We start from the raw sequence: 21,146 nt of genomic DNA, 5'->3' as shown, positions 1-21,146 counted from the left end.
ACCAGTTCCTATGCTGCCTTGCCACTTATGTCAACTTTTGGTTTTTCGGGTCATCGATTGCAACTTATTGATGTGCAGGCGAGGCGATACGAACTTCGGATTTAGCGTCTGCACCGGAGATCAACCCTGGGGTCGTGAACCTTGTCGAGGTTCCGCCGGATGTGCAAACGCGGGAGGGCAGCGGCATCATACCGCTGGACGACATGGCGCATGATCGGCTGCAAGCCATCGAGCGGTTCATCCGCTCGATCCACAGGCAGTACCTTCCCGACGCACTCTTGACCGCAACCCAGCGGCGGCGCCTTGTTCACATGCTGCGATGCCTCGATGGCCGGCAAGAGCGGGCATCCCATTTTGAAGTCGCGACCGCCTTGTTCGGTCGGCGACTGGTCAGCGCCGCCGACTGGCACGACTCGGCTTTTCGCTATCAGACGCGTCGATTAGTGCGCGACGGCTTGAAGATGGTCGAGCGCGGCTATCGCCAATTGCTGCGCGCGCGACGGCGCCTTTTCTGAAGAGAACCCGACGTCCCCTGGTTCATTTTTGCGTTGTCTGCAGGGCCGCCCTGGATCCTGAAGTGAACGGGAGCTTTGCGCCTCATGTCAGCCATTGAGCAAACTTTGCCTCGGCCCGGAAGCGGACACTTCAGGTGACATGCTGGAGGTCGCCGTGCGCAAAGAAGACGATGCGAAGTGAACGCCTATCCGCATGTCAGCGTTCGGGCATCCAGCCAGCCTCGATGCTTGGTTCGGCGCCTACCGCCTACTGGGCGCCAGGCGTCCATTCGGGCAGAGGGGCCAGGCTGCGGTTGAACTGCTTCCACCACATAGTCTCATCAATCTCGCAGCAGGCGCGAAGCATAGCGTGCGCCTTCTCAAAAGCCTGGGTAGCGAGATCATCGAATGTCATCTGCGCATCATATGGCACCGATACCACCAGCTCCTGACCGGTCTGTGTACCGCCTTCGTCGACTTGAAGATAAAGCCAAACGACAAAATGCGCGCCTTGGCCGCTTGCTTCCGCATTGCCGATCTTGATGCGGTCGATGCCTGCTGCGGTGACTTTCATGCAGGGCCTCTTCATTAGATTTCACAACAAACCCCAGAAGTCCGCTGCGATCGTGAAGGTTCCGTAGCAGTTGTCGGCATGGTGAAGAGCTGGTTAGGCCCCCGACCTTTCTTATGGACTTCACGTGGTTGGTGAAAATCAGGGATTGGTGAAAAATCAGGCCAACTGATTGCACCTGGGACATCCCTTGATTGCATTGGTCTGGCCGGCAACCTAGTCATGGGTCGGAAGGCATCGGGTGATTTCGGCAGATCGAGATCCGCCTCGGATCACCATTTTCTTGTCGAAGGAACCAATCGCACCCGTTCTGGTTGCTCAAACGCGGGTTGGGCATTGGAGGCGACTTGCGGCGCGACGACGACCTTCAGGAAACCCGGTCCGGGTTCCAGGCTGCCTGGCAGCCACAACAGAACATTCAAGGCGGGCTCTCAGCTCGCTGCGTACGAACCCTGCGGTCCTTCTTGACGGAGAATTTTTCCCGCAAGCTTTCGGTCGCCGAGATGGCGGCGGTGTGCGGGCTCTCAACCTCTCACTTTGCGCGCGCCTTCTCCAGAACGTTCGGGAAGTCACCCCATCAATATGTTCTCGATCTGCGGCTGGATCATGCCGAGAAACTGCTGAGCGACGGACGGCTGTCGATCGCCGATGTCGCACATCAGTGCGGCTTTGCCAGCCAAAGCCACCTCACCACGATGATGAAGAAGCATCGGGAAATAACGCCGATGCAGGCGCAAGCGGCAGCGTTTACTTTCAGGTCTCGAGCGTAACGTGGTCCGAGCATCTCGCCGGCTAAGTTACCGCTGGCTTACTAAAGCGATATCTAAAGTAACAAGGTGTTAACCGCTGCTAAGTCATCGCGATGTTTTCGAATAACACAGCAGATTCTTGAAATACTTAAGTCTTGGAATCATGTCTTTTGGAGCCAATTGAAACCATGCCGGGTTTCATACGGCTGATGCATGGGCACGCGATCATCGCCAAGCGCCTTCGCGGCCGAAACGTGCCGAGGAGGACGGGGGACATGCCGAGCTTTGCCCGACATTGCGGGTTGCGGCACGCGCCTGTCGCCGCAGATTTGCGAAGAGCCGCAGACATATTCGATGCACGGGCGCCGTCCGTTCGGGCGGCCGCTTGCGACCGTGATCGCTGAGGCGATGCTACGGCTTTCCGCAGATCCCTGGATTAGCAAGTTGTCCCAAAGGCGCGGGGTTTCCGGCAGACGCCTTCGGGGGCAGGGGCGCTCACCCGACGCCCAAACCGTGCAATTTTCTCAGGCGCCGGTTACTTGGTGCATCATTGCGCGTTGCGCTTTTCAGGGCAGGGTTTGCCGGATGGGGATTTCCGCCTGATGCCCGCGGTTGCATCCGCGGCAGCCGGCTTCGATCCGAATATCAAATTGCAATCGCATGTGCGCGCCAGATCGCGACCACTCGTCGCGAGACCCGCCAGGTTGGCGCCAAGGGGGAAGAATGAGCGTGCTCCAGGATAGTTCAGCCGAGATCCTCGGGCGCCGCAAGCGCTTGTCGGAAACCGGATCCCCTGTCACCGCATGCGGCCTGCGGCTGATGCGTGGCGGCCGGATGACCAAGTGGAAGGGCCATGTGGCGAGCTGCGCGCCGCATGTGCCGCAGTTGGCGACCGGGACGACAAAGGCGTGGGCCGTTGCGTTTTTGCCGGCTGCGCTGGTCATCGCGCTGGCTACCGGACAAGCTGGCGCCGCCAGCAGGTTCTTTGACCAGAACGGCACGACAGCCGGCCGGGGCGTCAGTGACCCCGTAAACGGTGGCAACTGGGACACGACATCGAATTTCTGGAGCCCGAACGGCGACGGCCTCAGCGGCCCTTACACAACCTGGAACAACGGCGCGCTCGACGACGCGTTCTTCGGCGGCACCGCCGGGACGGTGACGCTTCAAACCGGGATAACGGCGCACAATCTCACCTTCGAAACCGTAGGCTACACCCTCAACGGCAATACGCTGACGCTTGGGGGTGCCGCGCCGACGATCACGATGGGCAGCGGCGTCAGCGCGACTATCAATTCGGTCATCGCCGGCACTGCCGGCCTGACGAAATCGGGCGCCGGGACCTTGATTCTGGGCGGTGCCAACACGTTCAGCGGCGGCGTCATTGTCAATGGCGGCGCGCTGAACATCAATGGCGACGCCGCGCTCGGCAACCCCGGCAACGGCATCACCATGGCGAACGGCACCCTATTGCAAAGCACCGGCGCCCTGAATTCCAGCCGGGTGGTCACGCTCAGCTCCGGTAGCGTCACCATCGCCGGAGCCGGGGCAGGCTCGGCGCGGTTCACCGGCGCCGGCGGGCTCAATGTAGCTGGCGGCGTCACGCTCAACAACAATGGCAACGACTACACCGGCCGAACCAGCACGACTAACGGCGGTACGATTTCTTTCACTTCAATCGCCGACCTTGGCGTAGCGAGCGCCCTGGGTGCTCCTACAACGGTCGCGAATGGCACCGTTACCATCAGTGCTTTCCAGGGCGGAGGCGGGCAGGCAAACTATACCGGCGCGGGTAGCAGTTCCAACCGCAACTGGTTGCTACAATCCGACGGCCTAGGAGGGGCGGTTATAGCGAACGCCGGTACCGGCACGTTGACCTTGACCGGCGACATTGCGGCCACGAGCGGCGGCGCCGGTACTGGCTTCCAGGCCATGACTGCCGACCTGGTTCTGACAGGGGTGATCAGCAGCGCCAACACGCAGCAATTTGCCTTCCTGGGCAATAGCCCGTCTCGCAGCATCACGCTTGGCGCTGCCAACACCTTTGCCGGCTTGGCTACGATCGGCAATGTGACGGTGCGTGCGAGTTCGCTGGCGGATACCGGGACCGCCAGCTCACTCGGCACAGGTGCAAACGGTGGTATCAGCATCACCAATCTCGGTAATCTGGTTTATACCGGTGCGGGCGCAAGCAGCAATCGGGCCCTGGCGCTTTCGGGCAGTGTCGGCCTCGGCAATGACGGCACCGGCGCGCTGACCCTCAGCGGCGCGGCGACGTTTAGCGGGACCGGTAACACGCTTACTCTCGGTGGCAGCTTCGCGGGCGTCAACACGATGTCGGGTGTCATTTCCGGCGCCGCAAATCTCGTGATGAACGGTGGCTCTGCCGATGTTTGGCAGCTCACCGCCGCCAACAGCATGACCGGCAACACGACGGTCAATGGCGGCACGCTGCGCCTCGGCAATGCCCAGGCGCTCGGTCTGGCGCCACAGGCGCTCACCGTCAACGGCGGAAGCCTGGACCTCAACGGCAACGGCACGGCGTTCACGTCGCTGACCGGCACCGGTGGAAGCGTGGCGCTCAACGGCGGCGCCAATCTGACCGTCAACGGCACGACCAGCACGACCTATGCCGGCAGCCTCACGGGCACCGGAGGCCTCGTCAAGAACGGCACGAGTACCCTTACGCTCACCGGCCAGAGCACCTATACGGGCGCGACCACGGTCCAGGGCGGCACGCTCAAGCTGGACTTCTCGCCGGCGGGCGGGGTCACCAGCGATATGGTCTCTGCGTCGTCGACGCTGAACATGAGCGGCGGGACCCTCAACGTGACCGGGGCGGCGAACGAAGCGGATACGCAGACCTTCAACGGCACCAATATCACCGCCGGCAACAACACGATCAGCGCGACGTCGGGCGTCGGCGGCAGCGCCACTGTCAATCTCGGTGCCATCACCCACACCGGTGGCTTGGTCAACTTCACCCTTCCCACCAGCGGCAACATCACCACGACGAGTTCGACCCTGGGGGGCTGGGCCACAGTCAACGGCACCGACTACGCTCAGGTGGTCGGCGGCAACATCGCGGCGTTCACCGCTTACGCGAACAAGGATAACGCAGCCACCTGGGTGAACGGCGACGTCGTCAGCGACACAGCGGGAGCTGCCAATTCTCCGTATTTCGGAACCGTGACCGGCAGTGTGCAACTGGGCGGACTGAAATATACGGCCGCAGCAGATTCGACGGTGACCATCGGCGCCGGCAATACCCTGGGCATCGACGGCACCATCATCGTGGCGTCTTCGGTAGGGCCAAGGAACCTGTTCATCACTGGTGGTTCCCTGACCGGTCCCGCAGGCGGCGGGACGCTCGGTGTCCTGAACAACAGCAGCGCCAACTACAGAATTCAGTCGACGATCGTCGACAATGGCGGCGCGGTCGGCTTCACTGCGGCCGGCACAGGGCTGGTGACGCTGACTGGCGCCAACACCTATACCGGCGCAACAACGCTGAGCGGCGGCACGCTCGTGATCAACTCGGTCGCCAATGCCGGCGCGGCGAGCGCCATCGGTGCGGCAACGGCCAATCCGGCCAATCTCGTGCTCGAAAACGGCACCCTGGAGTACAATGGCGCCACCGCAAGTACCGACCGCGGCTTCACGCTGGTCAATGGCGGTCCATCGCGGACGATCCAGGTGGACGGCAGCGCCAACCTGACTTTCGGCGGGCTGGTCACGAGTCCTGACGATGCCGGTCTCACCAAGTCCGGCACCGGCACCCTCACTTTGGCCAACGGCGCCAACAATTATGTCGGCGTCACATCGATCACCGGCGGCGTTCTTTCCATCAGCACATTGGCCAATGGTGGCGTCGCAAGCGGCATCGGCGCATCGAGCAGCAATCCGGCCAACCTTCTGCTTTCAGGCGGTGGCACGCTGCAATACACCGGCGGAACCGCGAGTTCCGACCGCGGCTTCACGCTTGCCGGCGGCAACGGCGCGATTGATGTCAGCAACGCCGCCACTACGCTTTCCATGAGCGGCACGGCAATGGGCGCCGGCACCCTGAATAAGAACGGCGCCGGCACCCTCGTGCTGTCCGGCACCAACAGCTATTCGGGCGGGACCATAGTCAATGCCGGCACGCTGCGCGCGGGATCGGCCCAGGCTTTCGGGCATCCGTCCGCGGTAATGACGGTGAATACGGGAGGCACGCTCGACATCAACGGTGTTGCCGGTGTGGTGGTCGGAGCGCTGGCCGGTGCGGGGAATGTGGCCCTGGGCTCAGCCACGCTGACGATGGGCAACAACAACGGTACGTTCTCGGGCGCGATCAGCGGTACTGGCGGGCTTCTCAGGAACGGCCTTGGCACGCAGACATTGAGTGGCTGCAACAGCACCTACACCGGCGCAACCACCATCAATGGCGGCAGCCTGAGCGTTGACTGCCTGGCCAATGGCGGGCAGGCGAGCGCGATTGGCGCATCCTCCAGCGCTTCTGCCAATCTCTCCATTCATGGCACTCTGGCCTACACGGGCGGTTCGGTGAGCACGGACCGCGGCTTCACGGCCGGGAACGCGGCCATCAACGTGACAAACGCCGCAACCGTGCTGGAATTCACCGGGCAGGCCACCGGGGCACAAGGCCCCGGTTCTGGGTCCGTGACCAAGCAAGGTCCCGGCACGCTCGTACTGTCCAACGGCAGCAATAACTTTGCCAACGTCGCAGTCGGCGCCGGTACGATGCGCGCGGGCGCCGCTGAAGCCTTCGGGACAGGTAACCTGGATGTGACCGCCGGCGCGACGCTGGATCTCAACGGGTTCAGTCAAACTAACACTGGTCTCAGCGGCGCGGGCGCCGTGACGTTGGGCTCGGCGACGCTGACAATGAACAGCAACGGGGGCCCCTTCTCGGGTGCCATCAGCGGCAGTGGCGGCCTGCTGAAGACCGCGGGCACTCAAACCCTGACTGGCTGCAGCAGCAGCTATACGGGCAGCACGGTGATCACCGGCGGAGTCCTGGCGGTCAATTGCCTCGCCAATGGCGGCGTCAACAGCGCGATCGGGGCCTCGAGCAATGCGGCGTCCAATCTCGTGCTCAACGGCGGCACGCTGCAATATGTGGGCGCCGGCGGCAGCACGGACCGGCTGTTCACGCTCGGACCCTCGGCCACCAGCGCCCTCGATGCCTCGGGCACCGGCGCCATCGCCTTCACCAATACCGGGGGGATCGCATTCTCCACCCCGAACACCGCTCAGACGGTGACGTTGACCGGCGCCAACACCGGCAACAACAGCCTGGCGGCGCTTCTGGCCGACAACGGCACCGGCAAAACCTCGCTGACCAAAAGCGGCGCCGGCACCTGGATCCTTAGCAATCCCGCCAGCACCTATACAGGCGTCACGACGATTTCGGGCGGCGTGCTCGGCGTTAGCAAGCTCTCGAACGGCCTTCAGGCGAGCAGCCTCGGCGCTTCGTCCAGCGCGGCCTCCAACCTGGTGATCGGCAACGGTGCAACGCTGCGCTACACCGGCGCCGGCGACAACACCGACCGGCTGTTCACGCTTGCCGCCGGCTCGACGTCGATCGAATCCTCTGGCAGTGGCGCCGTCAATTTCACCAACACCGGCGCCGTGACCTATTCGGGCAGCGGGCCGCGCACGATCGGACTTGGCGGCACCAATACTGGCCTGAACACGATGGGCGGCCAGATCACAGACGGCTCGGGCGGCGCGACGACGCTCGGCAAGAGCGGTCCCGGCACCTGGGTGCTGACCGGCAACAACACGTTTACCGGCAACACGGTCATCAACGGCGGCAATCTGATGATCGGCAATGGCGGAACATCAGGCAATGCCGGCGCGGGCAACGTCATCATCGCCGATGCGACTTCGACGCTGTCGTTCAACCGCAGCGATACGTTCAACTTTACCGGCACGATCATGCCGGACAGCGGCGCCGGCAAAGGCACGATCGCGCAGATCGGCACCGGCACCACGGTGCTCACCGCGGCCGGCAATGTGGTCAACGCCACCAGGGTCGACGCCGGCACGCTGCAGGTGAATGGCCTGACCACGGCAACCGTGGCGATGAACGGCACCGGAACGCTCACCGTCAACGGCACGGTCGGCGCCGCGGCCGGCGCCGCCTCGACCTTCACCGGCGACGCGGGCGCGAGCACGATCAATATCAACAATGGCGGTACGCTGAGGGCCAATGGCGATCTCGGCGCCGGCAACGACACCGTCAATGTGAGCGGCACGCTCGCCACCGGCGCAGCAGTGCTGAACCTCGGCGCCGGCAATGACACGCTGGTCCTCAACGACACTGCGGTGTTCACTGGCGCTGGCGTCGACGCCGGCACCGGCGGCGAGAGCGGGGTGGGCGATACGCTGCAGGTGACCACCACTGCGGGGCGCTCGCTGGACGGCGCCAATGTCAGCAATTTCGAGACCCTCGCCAAGCAGGGCGCCGGCACGCTGACGCTGACCGGCAACCACAGCTACAGCGCCGGCACGACGATCTCGGCCGGCACGCTGCAGATCGGCAACGGCGCCGTCGCCGGCGCGCTGGCGACGCCGAGCGTCGTCAACAACGGCACGCTCGCCTTCAATCTGAACAACACCTACGCCTTCGACGGGGCCATCTCCGGCACCGGTTCGGTCAACAAGCTCGGCACCGGCGTGACCACGCTCACCGGCAACAACAGCTATGGCGGGGCCACCAACGTCAATGCCGGGACGTTGCTGATTAACGGCAACCAGTCGGGCGCCACGGGACCGACGGCGGTCACGAGTGGTGCGACGCTCGGCGGCACCGGCACGATCGGCGGCAGCGTCACCGTCGCCGACGGCGCCACGCTGAGCCCCGGCGGGGTCGGCAACGCTCCAGGCACGCTGAGCATCAACGGCAATCTGGCGCTGGGGAACTCCAACCTCAACGTCAACTTCGGCCAGGCGAACGTCGTCGGCGGCGCGCTCAACGACCTGATCAATGTCGGCGGCAATCTCACCCTCGACGGCACGCTCAACGTGACGCAGAGCCCGGGCGGCAATTTCGGACCCGGCACCTACCGCATCATCAGCTACAACGGCTCGTTGACCGACAATGGGCTCAACGTCACGGACCCGAACTATTTCGTGCAGACTTCCGTGGCCAACCAGGTCAACCTCGTCAACTCGGCCGGGCTGCAGCTCAGCTACTGGGATGGCGATGCCGGTCCCCATTCCAACAGCATCGTCAATGGCGGCAACGGCACTTGGCGGGCCGCCGGCGACCAGAACTGGACCGATGCCAGCGGCACCTTCGCCGCGCCCTTCGCCAACGCCAGCTTCGCCATCTTCCAGGGTGCTGCCGGGACGGTCACGGTCGACAACACCAACGGCCAGGTGCAGGCGGCGGGCATGCAATTCGCCACCGGCGGCTACCTCGTGCAGGGCGGCGACATCGGCCTGGTCGGGCCGCAATCGACGATCCGCGTCGGCGACGGCACTGCGGCCGGCGCAAGCTATGTGGCGACGATCACCTCCAACCTCATCGGCGCCAGCCAGTTGGTGAAGACCGACCTCGGCACGCTGGTGCTGTCCGGGACCAACAGCTACAGCGGCGGCACGGCGATCAACAGCGGCACGCTGCAGGTCGGCAGCAATGGCAGTCTTGGTGCCGCTTCCGGCGGTCTTTCGCTGAACGGCGGCACGCTGCACACCACCGACACCTTCACTTCTGCCCGCGCCGTAACCCTCAATGCCGCAGGCGGCACCTTCGACACCGACAGCGCGACCAAGCTGACGCTGACCAACACCGTGAGCGGCGCAGGCGCGCTGACCAAGGCCGGTGCCGGCACGCTGGTGCTGGCCAGCGATGCCACGCACAGCGGAGGCACGACGATTACGGCCGGCACGCTGCAGGTCGGCAATGGCGGCACCGCCGGCAGTCTCGCCGGCAATGTCAGCGACAACGGCACGCTGGCTTTCGACCGTTCCGATACTCTGTCATTCGGCGGCGTGATTTCCGGCACGGGTAACCTGAACCAGATCGGCACCGGCACCACCATACTGACGGGCGACAGCACCTACAGCGGCGGCACGACGATTGCCGCCGGCACGCTGCAGCTCGGCAATGACGGCACATCGGGCTCGATCCTCGGCGACGTCGTGGACAACGGCACTCTGGCCTTCGACCGGTCGGATGCCGTCACCTTCGGCGGCACCATCAGCGGCAGCGGCGGCATCAGACAGTTCGGCAGCGGCTCAACGACGCTCACCGCCAACAACAGCTACACCGGCGCGACGGTGGTCGACGGCGGCACGCTCTTCGTCAATGGCGACCAGTCGGCGGCCACCGGCCCGACCTCGGTCGATGCCGGCGGCACGCTCGGCGGCACCGGCACGATCGGCGGCGACGTCAGCGTGGCGGATGGCGGCTCGATCAACCCGGGTGCGGCCGGGGCAGCCGGCACGCTCACCATCAACGGCGCTCTTGGGCTGAGCGGCGGATCGAGCCTCAATTACGATTTCGGCCAGGCCAATGTCGTCGGCGGCGCCCTCAACGACCTGACGGTGGTCGCAGGCAACCTGACGCTCGACGGCACCATCAATGTTGCTGTCGCGCCCGGCGGCACCTTCAGCCCCGGCATCTACCGGGTCATCAGCTATGGCGGCACGCTGACCGACAACGGTCTCGATGTCGGCACGATCCCGTCGCCGGACTTCTTCGTCCAGACCTCGGTCGCCAACCAGGTCAACCTGGTCAACACCGCCGGCCTGCTGCTCAACTTCTGGGACGGCGACGCCGGACCGAAGAACGACGGCGCTGTCAACGGCGGCAACGGCACCTGGCAGAACTCGGCCGGCAATGACGACTGGACCGAAGCGACCGGTGCGATCAACGCGCCCTACCAGGACAACGCCTTCGCCATCTTCGCCGGGGCGGCCGGCACCGTCACCGTCGACAACGGCCTGGGACAGGTCAGCGCCGCGGGCATGCAGTTCGCCACGGACGGCTACCTGATCCAGGGCGATGACATCGCTTTGGTCGGGCCGCAGTCGACCATCCGTGTCGGCGACGGCACCGCGGCCAGCGCAACCTTTGTGGCGACCATCGCCTCCAACCTCACCGGCGGCACCCAACTGGTCAAGGACGACCTCGGCACGCTGGTTCTCTCGGGAACCAACAGCTACAGCGGCGGCACCGCGGTCAACGGCGGTACCGTGCGGATCTCCCAGGATGCCAATCTCGGCGCTGCCGCGGGCGGCCTGAGCTTCGACGGCGGCACGCTCAACACCACCGCGGACGTCACGAGCGCTCGCGCCGTCACGCTCGCCGGCGCCGGCACGTTCCTCACCGATGCAGCCACGACAACCACCCTGAGCGGCGGCATCACCGGCGCCGGCGCGCTGACCAAGGACGGCACCGGCACGCTGGTGCTGACGAGCAATGCCGCCCATACCGGCGGCACCACGATCGCCGCCGGCACGCTGCAGGTCGGCAATGGCGGCGCCCTCGGCAGCCTTGCCGGCAATGTCGTCGACAACGGCACGCTGGCCTTCGACCGTTCGGATGCCATCACCTTCGGCGGCGTCATCTCCGGCACCGGCGGCCTGAACCAGATCGGCACCGGCACCACGATCCTGACCGCCGCCAACAGCTATGGCGGGCAAACCAACGTCAACAGCGGCACTTTGCTCGTCAATGGCAACCAGGCCGGCGCCACCGGCCTGACCGCGGTGGCAGGCGGGGCGACGCTCGGCGGCACCGGCATCATCGGCGGCGATGTCACCATGGCGGATGGCAGCACGCTGAGCCCTGGCGGCAGCGGCAATTCCGCCGGCGCGCTGACCATCAACGGCAATTTGACGCTCAGCGGCGGCACCAGCCTGGCGTATAATTTCGGGCAGGCCAACGCGCCCGGCGGCGCGCTGAACGACGTCGTCAATGTCGGCGGCAATCTGACGCTCGACGGCACGCTCAACATCACGGCGACCGCCGGCGGCAGTTTTGGCCCCGGCGTCTACCGCGTGTTCAACTACAACGGCTCGCTGATCGACAACGGGCTCGCCCTGACGTCGCCCGACTATTCGGTGCAGACGTCGATCGCCAACCAGGTCAACCTCATCAACACGGCCGGGCAGCTGCTGACCTTCTGGGACGGCGATGCCGGCCCCAAGAACAACAGCGTGGTCGACGGCGGCAATGGCACCTGGCAGGTGGCCGGCTCCGGCGACAATTGGACGACGCCAGGCGGCGAGGTCAATGCGCCGTGGAGCAACGGCCAGTTCGCCGTCTTCCAGGGCACGCCCGGAACGGTGAGCGTCGACAACGGCAATGGGCCGGTCACCGTCAACGGCATGCAGTTTGCCGCCGACGGCTACCGCATCCAGGGCGATGCCATCACGCTGACCGGCGGACCGGCAATCATCAATGTCGGCGACGGCACCAGCGACAGCGCCGGCTACAAGGCGACCATCGCATCGGATCTTGTTGGAAATGCCGGGCTGACCAAGGTCGACTACGGCACGCTGATCCTTGCCGGCAACAGCTCCTATGTCGGGGCGACGACGGTGCAGGACGGAACCCTGGCGGCGGGCAAGGCCGGCGCCTTCAACACGACCTCCGCTTTCACGGTCGCTTCCGGGGGCACGCTTGACCTTGCCGGCTTCGACCAGACGGTGGCCTCGCTCAACAACAGCGGCGCGGTGCGGCTTGGTGCTGCGGCACCCGGCACGGTGCTGACGGTCAGCGGCGACTATGTCGGCAATGGCGGCAAAATCCTCATCAATGCCGCGCTCGACGGCGATGCTTCTGCGACCGACAGGCTGGTCGTGCATGGCAACACCTCGGGCACCGGCATCCTGGCGGTCAGCAATGTCGGCGGCGCGGGCGCGCAGACCAGCGAGGGCATCAAGATCGTCGACATCGACGGCAGCTCGGCCGGCACCTTCACGCTCGCCGGCGACTATGTCTTTGAGGGCGACCAGGCGGTGGTCGGCGGCGCCTACGCCTATCGGCTCTACAAGAACGGGGTGAGCACGCCGGCCGACGGCGACTGGTATCTGCGCTCCACGCTGATCAATCAGACCGGCCCGCTTTATGCGCCCAGCACGCCGCTCTACGAGGCCTATGAAGGCGTGCTGCAGAGCTTCAACGAACTGGGCACGTTGCAGCAGCGCATCGGCAACCGGGCCTGGGGCGAGGGCGCGACGCCGCAGGGCGCGGACGTGCCAGGCCAGGGTCCTGTAGACGGCAACGCCATCTGGGCGCGTATCGATGCCGCCCATGGCAAGTTCGAGCCCAAGACCTCGACCACCGGCACCGACTACGACGTGACAACCTGGAAGCTCAATGCCGGCGTCGACGGGCTGTTGCATGAGAGCGAGGCCGGCATCCTGTTGGGCGGCATCACCGTCCATTACGGCACCGTCTCGTCGGACGTGTCATCGACCTTCGGCACCGGCTCGATCTCGGCCACCGGCTACGGTGTCGGCGGCACGCTGACCTGGCTCGGCAACAGCGGCTTCTATGTCGACAGCCAGGCCCAGGCGACCTGGTATGACAGCGACATCAACTCGGCCGTGCTGGGCAAGCTTGCCGACGGCAACAAGGGCTTCGGCTATGCGCTGAGCATCGAGAGCGGCCAGAAGATCGCGCTGCGCTCCAACTGGTCGCTGACCCCGCAGGCGCAGCTGTCCTACTCGGCCGTCGACTTCGACACGTTCACCGATCGGTTCGGCGCGATCGTGTCGCCCGGAAGCGGCGACAGCCTGATCGGCCGCCTCGGAATCTCGGCCGACTACGAGGACCAGTGGGCCGACAGCGCCGGGCAGGTGAGCCGGGCGCATATCTACGGCATCGCCAACATCTACTACGACTTCCTCGACGGAACCGATGTCGATGTCTCGGGCGTGAAGCTTTCCAGCCAGAACCAGAAATTCTGGGGCGGCGTCGGCCTCGGCGGCTCGCTCGACTTCGGCGACGGCAAATACTCGGTCTATGGCGAGGCGCTGGCCAAGACCAGCCTGGCGAGCTTCGGCGACAGCAATGTCATCAGCGGCAAGCTCGGCTTCAGCGTGCGCTGGTAGCGGCGTCGGCGAGGCACCGGGCAAAGCCTGGTTGAGCAATAGAATGCGCGCTGTTGTGCGCATTCTCTGTCGTTCGCATTCCCGGCGGTCCGACTTTTTGAGAGATGGAAACGAGATGAAACGAAACAGACGAATTGGATATGCCACGCTGATCGCCGCAAGCCTGCTCTCGCTTGCGGCCGCATTCGCGCAGGAAACCGCGGCTCTCCCCGGAGGTGCGACCTCGCTCAGGGAAGGGCATGGCGACTGGACCGTCTCCTGCAACCTCGCCACCCAGAACGGCGCCGCCGTCAAGGTCTGCGCGCTCTCGCAGGAGCAGACCGACAGCCAGTCGCGCCAGCGTGTGCTGGCGATGGAACTGCGCCCGGCCGGCGAGGCCGTCCAGGGAACGCTGGTGCTGCCGTTCGGCCTGGCGCTGGACCAGGGAGTGACGCTGCAGGTCGACGACGGCCCGACCCTGCCGCCGCTGCGCTTCCGCACCTGCTTGCCCGGCGGCTGCATCGTGGATCTGAGCTTTGACGCCGAGACCTTGGCGACCTTGCGCGACGGCAAAAGCCTCAAGGTCAAGGTCGTTGCGGACGGCGGAAAGGAGACCAACCTGCCGCTCTCGCTGAACGGCTTTCCCAGCGCTGTCGACAGGACGGTGGCGCTGTTGAAGTAGGCGTCCTGTATCGCTGCTCCAGCGTTTCAGCAATGTGTTCGCAAAGCAGCTCCCCGGTGACGATGGTCACGCGGAGACGGATGCGTGCGCTCGCTCAGCCGCGCGGGTCAGGGCGCCGTTGAAGCTGTTGGGCTCAGGGTGAGCATGAACGATGAAGATGCGCATCGTGCTTTGCCATAGGTCGGGATGTTCACCTGGCGGATGCCGAGAGGTTTCGCTCAGCGATATAGTCGAGCGAGAAAATGCCGGCGCCGCGCGTCAGCACGAGGAGCAGCAACGAGGCCCACAACAGGTGTTCGGCCCAGTTTTCCGGATAGACGAAAATCTGGATGACGGAGACGACGCCGAGCAGCATCAGGGCCGCAAGGCGCGAGAACAGTCCAAAGAAGATCAGAACCGAGCCGGCGATTTCGGCCGCCGTCGCCAGAGGCGCGGCGATCGATGGATCGATAAGCGGCAGGTTGTATTCATTTTCAAACAACTGCAGCGTCACTGGCCACGAGGCGATTTTGCTCTGCGCCGATTGCCAGAAGACATGCGCCACCGCCACGCGCGCGGCGAGTTGGACGAGCGAAAATGGAACGTGTTCGGGCAGCTTGATGACGCGCCTGTAGAGGCCGACAAGGCCGGCCACGCCAGATGAGGAATGATATGATACTGCGATCATGACTGTCTCCATAAGTTTGAGTGGGAGTTCGCTGCGGCTCGCATAGCGGTGACGAGCCCGTCGCCGAAAAGACGCACGAGCGCGGATACGAGATCGAAGCCTGGATCGAGCGCGAGAGCGCGGCCGGCGGCGTGTTCAAGGCCGAGGCCACGCTTCAGGGAGTACAGGAAAGCGAGGTTCGCACGATCGAGCTGAACGAGCCGGATGCTGTCTCCCGCTCGCCACAGCGCCACGCGTTCGGCTCGTCTTGCCCAGGCACTATGCCCGTCGGAGGCGTCCTGCTGATGCGCCGTCCATACGGACAGGATCGACCAATGCGAAACGATCAGCCTGAGCGATGGCTGCACCAGGATGTCTAGAGAAGAGCCCAGGTCCATATTCTCGAAGTCTGCGAGACTACGGGGTGGCAAGGAAGCTGCATCGAGCGCTTCGGCGATGGCCCATTCGAGCCGTGCCGTTTCGGCAACGATCGGCATGTCGGACAGCGTGTCAATCGATTTGAGGAAGCGCGGGAAGCCGGCCCCATAGCGCGCCAGCCTCGATTCCGTTGGCGGATAGCGTCGGATGAACTCGCTCGCCGCGTAGCGGAAGAAACGTTCGTCGACCAGGCGAACCGTGACCGGAAAGACCGCCATCAGCACCGCTGTCAGCGAGCTGCGGGTGTTGTTCTGGTAGATGCGCAGGCGGGCCAGCGGATCGGCATTGCCCGCGGTCAGCAATCTCGCGGCGATCGCTGGTTCCATGGCCAGCACGGCGCGCGCCATGGTGGTCTGCAGGTGCTCAAGCGGCAGCATGGTATATATCCACAAGCGAGGGCGGCGCCGGGGAAACGGACGGTTTCGCGGCCCTGGCAGCCGCGAACGCCGCAAGGACGGGCATGCTGGTCGTCGTTTCGCCTTCGATCGGGAAGCGGATCGGCGTCGCCCGGGCTTCTGTCGTTTGCTCACGTCGCGCGGCTTGCTTGCGGTTGAACATGATCGATGCGGTCAGCATGTCGGCCCACATGGCTTCGCCAAGCAGCACATCGAGAACGGGAACGTCGGTGTCCCACTCGATCAATGTCGGGCGCGGCCCGAGCCGTTCGATGGCATGTCGATAGAGCGTCCACACGATCGGCGGCACGCGCGAGCCGTGATCGTCGATCAGCACGGTGTCGGTCCCGACCCGGTTGGTCGCGTGGCCGGCAAGGTGGATTTCGCCTATAGCCTCCGCAGGCAACGCGTCGATGAAAGCCTTGGCGTCATATTGCAGGTTGTGCGCGGAGACCTGGACATTGTTGACGTCGAGCAGCAGACCGCAGCCGGTCCGCGCCACGAGCGCCGCAAGGAACTCGGCCTCGTTCATCGAGGAGTCAGCGAATGCCAGATAGGCCGACAGGTTCTCGATCAGCACACATCGCTTCAGCGTGTCCTGCAGCGTCTCGACATTGCGGGCAACGATCGCCAGCGCCTCTTCGTCATAGCGCAACGGCAGGAGATCGTTCAGATAGGCGCCGTCCGCGACGCTCCAGGCGAGGTGCTCGGAAACCAGATCGGGCTCAAAGCGCTCGCAGACCTTGCGTAGCCTTTCGAGATGGTCGCGATCCAGGCCTTGCGCGCTGCCTAGCGACAGCCCGACGCCATGCACCGACAGCGGGTAGGTCTGGCGCAGCTTTTCCAACGCTTGGACGCCGGCGCCGTCGCCCATATAGTTCTCGGCGTGGACCTCGAGCCAGCCCGCGGACGGGCGCCGCGTCAGCATCTCAGCGATATGGGGCGAGCGAAGACCGATGCCCGCCGATGCGGGAATTGCGAGTGGCGAAAACATATTGGACATCGGTCTCCTCCTTCTGGTCTGATTGCTCGAGGTGGAAAGTCGGCTAGGCCTTGGGCTTGTCGCTGCCCCCGGAAATCTTCGCGCAGCTGCCGGCCGGCACGTAGAGCCAGGAGTCAGGCTGGTTGTCGGCGGTCGAAGTGCCGGCGCATGAATGGGTCGCGGTCTGGCAGTCATTCTGGCCGGCCTTGACGACGCCGTAGCACTTCTCGAAGGCGAAGCCGGGCTTGGCGGCGGGGCCGCTATATGCCGCCGTGGCGGCGAGCGAGGTGGCGGCCGCGAGGGCCGAGCCGATAAGGGTCTTGGTGTTGATCACAGGCTTGTCTCCTGGTTGGCGTTTCGACGGAAAGACCGGCCCTGAGGCCCGTCTGCAGATCAGTTTCCACGATCGCCCTGCCGAGCTGAAATGCTGTCTCGGCATGGAATTGATAAGCGGGCCACTATGTGCTGGAGGGCGGCGCGAAAAGGCCCTCCGGCCGGGAACCGGAGGGCCTGGCGCCTGCATTCGGGAGTATGCGAAGCAGGCGCGGCTAGGCGGGAGGGATGCGCCTAGATGTATTGGGTTCTGCAGTCGTTAGCCGGGCGCTCGTCGGTGCTGGAAAGATCAGCGGCAAGCCAGTCTTCGGCACATTGCCGTCCCCTGTCGCGAATGTCAGTCAGCTCGCCCCAGTCGATCCAGGGCCTCACAAGCAGCGGAGTGCCAGCTCGATAGTGGCTGTCGAAGATGCTGTGAACCGGGGCGCATCCGGGTACGCATTGGGTGGCGCCGAGGCTGCGATCCGGACACCGCGCCATGAATATCGACCGCTTGCCGGTGACCATCACACGATGGCAGACTCCCATCGATGCCGCAGGCGAGAATTGCGAGATGTCGCCGTCGCCCCAATAGAGATCGCCGTCGATCTCAATGGCCGCGGAAAGGAACGGAACAGTGGCTGCCGCCACGATCGCCTCGACCGACAACTGTTCGCCCGAGAATATCTTCACCGCATCTGTGCGAGCGTTGACGGCCGCCACGCGCAGCTTCACCGGGCAATCGTCGTCACGGATAGTCTTGAGCTCGATTGACTGTTCCAGCATCGATCGAAGCAGGCTCGTTCTGTCGATGGCCAACATCGAGGCATGGCTGACACGCCGCCAGAAGTTGGCGAGCGCCGTCCGCGCGCCGCGCCTTCCGCCGACGCTCAGCCCATAAGCAAAGACCGCCGCTTGCATCGCTGCAAAGCCCGACGCGGTAACCCCGCTCACGCTGCAGTTCGGCTCGTCCAGCAGCCGGTCGAGCACACCCCAGACGAAAGCGGCATGCGCGTCGTTTGCCAGCACGATCTCGATCGTCCGGGCCTTGGCATTAAAATCCGTCGCTGACGTGATCGATTGGATTGTGCTCACGGCGGACTGGGCAAGCATGGTCTGGTCTCCATCCCAAGATCGCCAGCAAAGGCGATTGGACAGAGACTGCCGTATCTTCTTGTTCACCCGAAATGCCAAGGTGGCATGAAGTCCATAGGCAGATTGCATTGGCTGCCGGACCTCACGTGCCGCAATCTTCATCCCGGTCAGGCTGGCACCATTGCCGGAGCCGCGCCTGCAAGGGAGATGAATGATGATGAGACAACCTGCGTGTGGGGTTGTGCTTGCGGGTTGTCTTGGCGCGGGCCCGGCGTCGGCTGATCCGTTCAGCGACCTCGCTGCATTGCCGACCTTCTATGCAGACGCCACGATGAAGACGATGAAACCGATGGCCGGGTTCAAGAAAGCCTGGCTTGCTCTGTCAAAGCATGACCGGGTCAAGATGACGAAGGCGTGCAACGACCCGGCGATGCGCAAGTCCCACGCACAATTCTGCGCCAACGTGCTTGCTTTGCGCGGAGCCAACTAACGAGTGCGCCCGGAAAGCATCTGCGGGATGCAGAAGCGGCATAGTCTTCATACGCAGATGGCATTGGCGAGTTGTCAGGCGATTGCGGCAAGGTTCACACCAGCAAGGAGGAACCCAGTAATTCTGAATTGCTGTCAATGCAATCAAACGGTAGTCGACAGGACGACCACCTAACCAGAGAAGGACTTGAAAATGAATCTCAAAGCTATCTGCCTCGGCGCCTTTGCCCTTTCCGTTCTTGGTAGCGTGGCCTTCGCCGGCGCGCTCGACGAGCCCTCCAACATGCAGCCCTTCTTCACCGATTCCGGCATGAAGACGATGAAGTCGAGCGCCGATTTCGAGACGGCGTGGAAGGCGACCCCCAACTCGACGCAGGGCGCAATGATGAAGGAATGCAACGACGCCGCCATGAGCAAGCCGCACGCGCAGTTCTGCGCCCAGCTCTTTGCCCTGGGCCATCACAGCTGATACCCCTCGGCATCAGCCACAATCGGACAGTTGGATGGCGGGCCTTGGCCCGCCATCGTCGCATGACGAAACGCTATCGACTTCATAGCCGCCGCGCATTGGCGTGATCCGGTTCATTGCGGCAATCTTCGAGCCGGCAAATGCATTTGTGCAGCCGAGGGACGATACGCATGGACATCCATCACATCCGCTATTTCCTGGCCGTCTGCGAGACCCGGAATTTCACGCGCGCGGGCGAGAAGTGCAACGTTACACAGCCGGCGCTCTCGCGCGCCATCCAGCAGCTCGAGGATGAGGTCGGCGGTCTGCTGTTTCGCCGCGAGCGGAACCTGACACACCTCACCGATTTAGGCGCTTTGCTCCGCCCCAGATTTCAGCAAATTCTCGATGAGGTGACCGGCGTGCGCCAGGAGGCGTCGAGATTTCTTTGCCTGGAGAATGCAAATCTCAAGGTTGGCGTGATGTGCACGATCGGTCCGCGTCGATTTACCGGCCTGCTGACGGATTTCAACCGGCGCCAGCAGGGCATTCAGCTGCAGCTTGTCGAGGGAGTGCCGGCGTCCCTGTCGCAACTGCTGGAAGCGGGTGAGATCGATGTCGCCATCATGGCGTCGAGCGACAGTTTTCCGGAAAGGTTCGATGTTACGCCTCTCTATCGCGAGCGGTTCGTGCTTGCGTTTCCCAATGGGCACCGGCTGGCCCGAAACGACAATGTCGCCATCTCGGAGCTCGACGGCGAGAACTATCTCAGGCGCCTGAACTGCGAATATCGCGACTATCTTGCGGGCCTTTGCAATGAACGTGGCGTGAAGCTCAGGATATCCTACGCCAGCGAACGCGAAGACTGGATTCAAAACATGGTCTCCGGTGGGCTGGGCATCTGCTTCATCCCGGAATTCAGCGCCGTGATCCCGGGATTGCAGATCAGGCCCGTCATAGATCCGGAGGTTTGGCGGGAGGTATCGCTTGTCGTTGTGGCTGGTCGCCGGTTCTCGCCGGCCACATCAACCTTCGTCAACAGCGTCAAGGCGCATAGCTGGCCGGAAAGCGGCATCGATCTGTCGGTAAGGAAAACGGCTGCATAGCAAGTCGAAGAAAAGAACCGACGCCATGATCTATGTCGTGGCACGAGCTCCCGCGGCGGTATGATGATCCACGATAGTTTTCAGGTATCGATTTAAGAGCCAGTCAGCATTTCTCTTTCGAGGACGCTCCGGTCACTCTCCTCGTCATGCCCCGCTTCCCGCGATTGGGCACCGACAAAGGAGAAATACCAGATGGCTACCAAGAAACTCCACCTTGCGTTCGCGCTGGGCATGCTGTCCGCGACCGCTGCATTTTCCGCGGCCCCGGCTTTCGCAGGCGACTGCCCCGCCGGCCAGGCCGCCACCACCGATATCCAGGAACATCCCAGCAAGCCGGTCGGCGTGACCGACACGGTGCTTTCCGCAATCGATCTAAGCAGCAAGGGCGACGCCTGGAAAGGCAACATGCTGCGCCTTCGCAAGCTCGTCGTTCAGCCCGGCGGCGTCGTGCCGTGGCATGAGCACAATGTCCGCCCTGCCAACATTATCGTCGTCGAAGGCTCGATCACTGAATACGCCAGCACCTGCAAGGTCGGCATCGAGCATCCGGCCGGCGACGTGACCGCCGAGTTCGGCCAGCTTGCCCACTGGTGGAAGAACAACGGCAAGGTCCCGGCCGTCCTCTATTCCGCCGACGTGCTGCCTCCCGCGATGCACGACGATCACATGATGTAAGCCGCTC

14 protein-coding genes are annotated in these 21,146 nt (G+C 64.0%); 8 read left to right on the top strand and 6 right to left on the bottom strand.

What is annotated here, in order from left to right:
• Positions 1–134: 134 nt before the first annotated feature.
• Positions 135–515 carry a DUF2285 domain-containing protein gene (locus tag LB528_RS25760; RefSeq protein WP_224716760.1) on the top strand — a complete coding sequence of 127 codons (381 nt, stop codon included), beginning with the start codon at positions 135–137 and terminating at the stop codon, positions 513–515.
• A 247-nt stretch (positions 516–762) separates the two neighbouring features.
• On the opposite strand, the gene LB528_RS25755 is transcribed toward LB528_RS25760, so the two are convergent.
• Entirely contained in the window at positions 763–1,068 is a 306-nt protein-coding gene (locus LB528_RS25755; RefSeq protein WP_224716759.1) for a hypothetical protein, read from the bottom strand.
• 344 nt (positions 1,069–1,412) lie between these two features.
• On the opposite strand from LB528_RS25755, the gene LB528_RS25750 reads away from it, so the two are divergent.
• The 3 genes from LB528_RS25750 to LB528_RS25740 all read left to right on the top strand — a co-directional run bounded on the left by LB528_RS25750 (position 1,413) and on the right by LB528_RS25740 (position 14,553).
• Entirely contained in the window at positions 1,413–1,835 is a 423-nt protein-coding gene (locus tag LB528_RS25750) for an AraC family transcriptional regulator (RefSeq protein WP_224716758.1), read from the top strand.
• Between the two features lie 702 nt (positions 1,836–2,537).
• Positions 2,538–13,892 carry an autotransporter-associated beta strand repeat-containing protein gene (locus tag LB528_RS25745; RefSeq protein WP_224716757.1) on the top strand — a complete coding sequence of 3,785 codons (11,355 nt, stop codon included), beginning with the start codon at positions 2,538–2,540 and terminating at the stop codon, positions 13,890–13,892.
• Positions 13,893–14,007: 115 nt separating this feature from the next.
• Positions 14,008–14,553 (top strand): invasion associated locus B family protein, encoded by a 546-nt coding sequence (locus LB528_RS25740; protein ID WP_224716756.1) that lies wholly within the window; start codon positions 14,008–14,010, stop codon positions 14,551–14,553.
• 190 nt (positions 14,554–14,743) lie between these two features.
• Here the strand turns inward: LB528_RS25740 and LB528_RS25735 are convergent, their stop codons facing one another.
• The 5 genes from LB528_RS25735 to LB528_RS25715 all read right to left on the bottom strand — a co-directional run bounded on the left by LB528_RS25735 (position 14,744) and on the right by LB528_RS25715 (position 18,439).
• Positions 14,744–15,220, bottom strand: a complete 477-nt coding sequence (locus tag LB528_RS25735; protein WP_224716755.1) for a DoxX family protein — start codon at positions 15,218–15,220, stop codon at positions 14,744–14,746.
• Positions 15,217–16,014: a DNA-binding domain-containing protein gene (locus LB528_RS25730; RefSeq protein ID WP_224716754.1), complete on the bottom strand. Its 798-nt coding sequence runs from the start codon at positions 16,012–16,014 to the stop codon at positions 15,217–15,219. The genes LB528_RS25735 and LB528_RS25730 overlap by 4 nt, the downstream gene beginning before the upstream one ends.
• The gene (locus tag LB528_RS25725; RefSeq protein ID WP_224716753.1) at positions 16,001–17,035 is read right to left on the bottom strand and encodes a DUF692 domain-containing protein; all 1,035 of its coding nucleotides are present in this window, start codon (positions 17,033–17,035) and stop codon (positions 16,001–16,003) included. Before LB528_RS25725 ends, LB528_RS25730 begins: the two co-directional genes overlap by 14 nt.
• A gap of 43 nt (positions 17,036–17,078) precedes the next feature.
• On the bottom strand, positions 17,079–17,348 hold the full coding sequence (locus tag LB528_RS25720) for a DUF2282 domain-containing protein (RefSeq protein WP_140700495.1): 270 nt from the start codon (positions 17,346–17,348) through the stop codon (positions 17,079–17,081).
• Between the two features lie 233 nt (positions 17,349–17,581).
• Positions 17,582–18,439, bottom strand: a complete 858-nt coding sequence (locus LB528_RS25715) for a patatin-like phospholipase family protein (protein ID WP_224716752.1) — start codon at positions 18,437–18,439, stop codon at positions 17,582–17,584.
• A gap of 193 nt (positions 18,440–18,632) precedes the next feature.
• On the opposite strand from LB528_RS25715, the gene LB528_RS25710 reads away from it, so the two are divergent.
• The 4 genes from LB528_RS25710 (at position 18,633) to LB528_RS25695 (ending at position 21,139) form a co-directional block, all read left to right on the top strand.
• Positions 18,633–18,911 (top strand): hypothetical protein, encoded by a 279-nt coding sequence (locus LB528_RS25710; RefSeq protein ID WP_224716751.1) that lies wholly within the window; start codon positions 18,633–18,635, stop codon positions 18,909–18,911.
• A 192-nt stretch (positions 18,912–19,103) separates the two neighbouring features.
• Positions 19,104–19,379: a hypothetical protein gene (locus LB528_RS25705; RefSeq protein ID WP_224716750.1), complete on the top strand. Its 276-nt coding sequence runs from the start codon at positions 19,104–19,106 to the stop codon at positions 19,377–19,379.
• A 170-nt stretch (positions 19,380–19,549) separates the two neighbouring features.
• Positions 19,550–20,464: a LysR family transcriptional regulator gene (locus LB528_RS25700; protein ID WP_224716749.1), complete on the top strand. Its 915-nt coding sequence runs from the start codon at positions 19,550–19,552 to the stop codon at positions 20,462–20,464.
• A gap of 192 nt (positions 20,465–20,656) precedes the next feature.
• Complete coding sequence (locus LB528_RS25695) at positions 20,657–21,139, top strand: cupin domain-containing protein (protein ID WP_224518173.1); 483 nt, start codon at positions 20,657–20,659, stop codon at positions 21,137–21,139.
• The last annotated feature ends 7 nt before the right edge of the window (positions 21,140–21,146 follow it).

Source organism: Mesorhizobium sp. CA4, from assembly GCF_020165075.1.
GTDB lineage: Bacteria > Pseudomonadota > Alphaproteobacteria > Rhizobiales > Rhizobiaceae > Mesorhizobium.
The sequence above is the reverse complement of the archived record's forward strand: the minus strand, read 5'-3'. Positions and strand labels throughout refer to the sequence as shown.

Bases quoted from the DNA above. Each gene is read 5' to 3' on its own strand.
- LB528_RS25755 (WP_224716759.1), bottom strand. From the start codon at position 1,068: ATGAAAGTCACCGCAGCAGGCATCGACCGCATCAAGATCGGCAATGCG.
- LB528_RS25745 (WP_224716757.1), top strand. From the start codon at position 2,538: ATGAGCGTGCTCCAGGATAGTTCAGCCGAGATCCTCGGGCGCCGCAAG.
- LB528_RS25740 (WP_224716756.1), top strand. From the start codon at position 14,008: ATGAAACGAAACAGACGAATTGGATATGCCACGCTGATCGCCGCAAGC.
- LB528_RS25735 (WP_224716755.1), bottom strand. From the start codon at position 15,220: ATGATCGCAGTATCATATCATTCCTCATCTGGCGTGGCCGGCCTTGTC.
- LB528_RS25730 (WP_224716754.1), bottom strand. From the start codon at position 16,014: ATGCTGCCGCTTGAGCACCTGCAGACCACCATGGCGCGCGCCGTGCTG.
- LB528_RS25725 (WP_224716753.1), bottom strand. From the start codon at position 17,035: ATGTCCAATATGTTTTCGCCACTCGCAATTCCCGCATCGGCGGGCATC.
- LB528_RS25715 (WP_224716752.1), bottom strand. From the start codon at position 18,439: ATGCTTGCCCAGTCCGCCGTGAGCACAATCCAATCGATCACGTCAGCG.
- LB528_RS25710 (WP_224716751.1), top strand. From the start codon at position 18,633: ATGATGATGAGACAACCTGCGTGTGGGGTTGTGCTTGCGGGTTGTCTT.
- LB528_RS25705 (WP_224716750.1), top strand. From the start codon at position 19,104: ATGAATCTCAAAGCTATCTGCCTCGGCGCCTTTGCCCTTTCCGTTCTT.
- LB528_RS25700 (WP_224716749.1), top strand. From the start codon at position 19,550: ATGGACATCCATCACATCCGCTATTTCCTGGCCGTCTGCGAGACCCGG.
- LB528_RS25695 (WP_224518173.1), top strand. From the start codon at position 20,657: ATGGCTACCAAGAAACTCCACCTTGCGTTCGCGCTGGGCATGCTGTCC.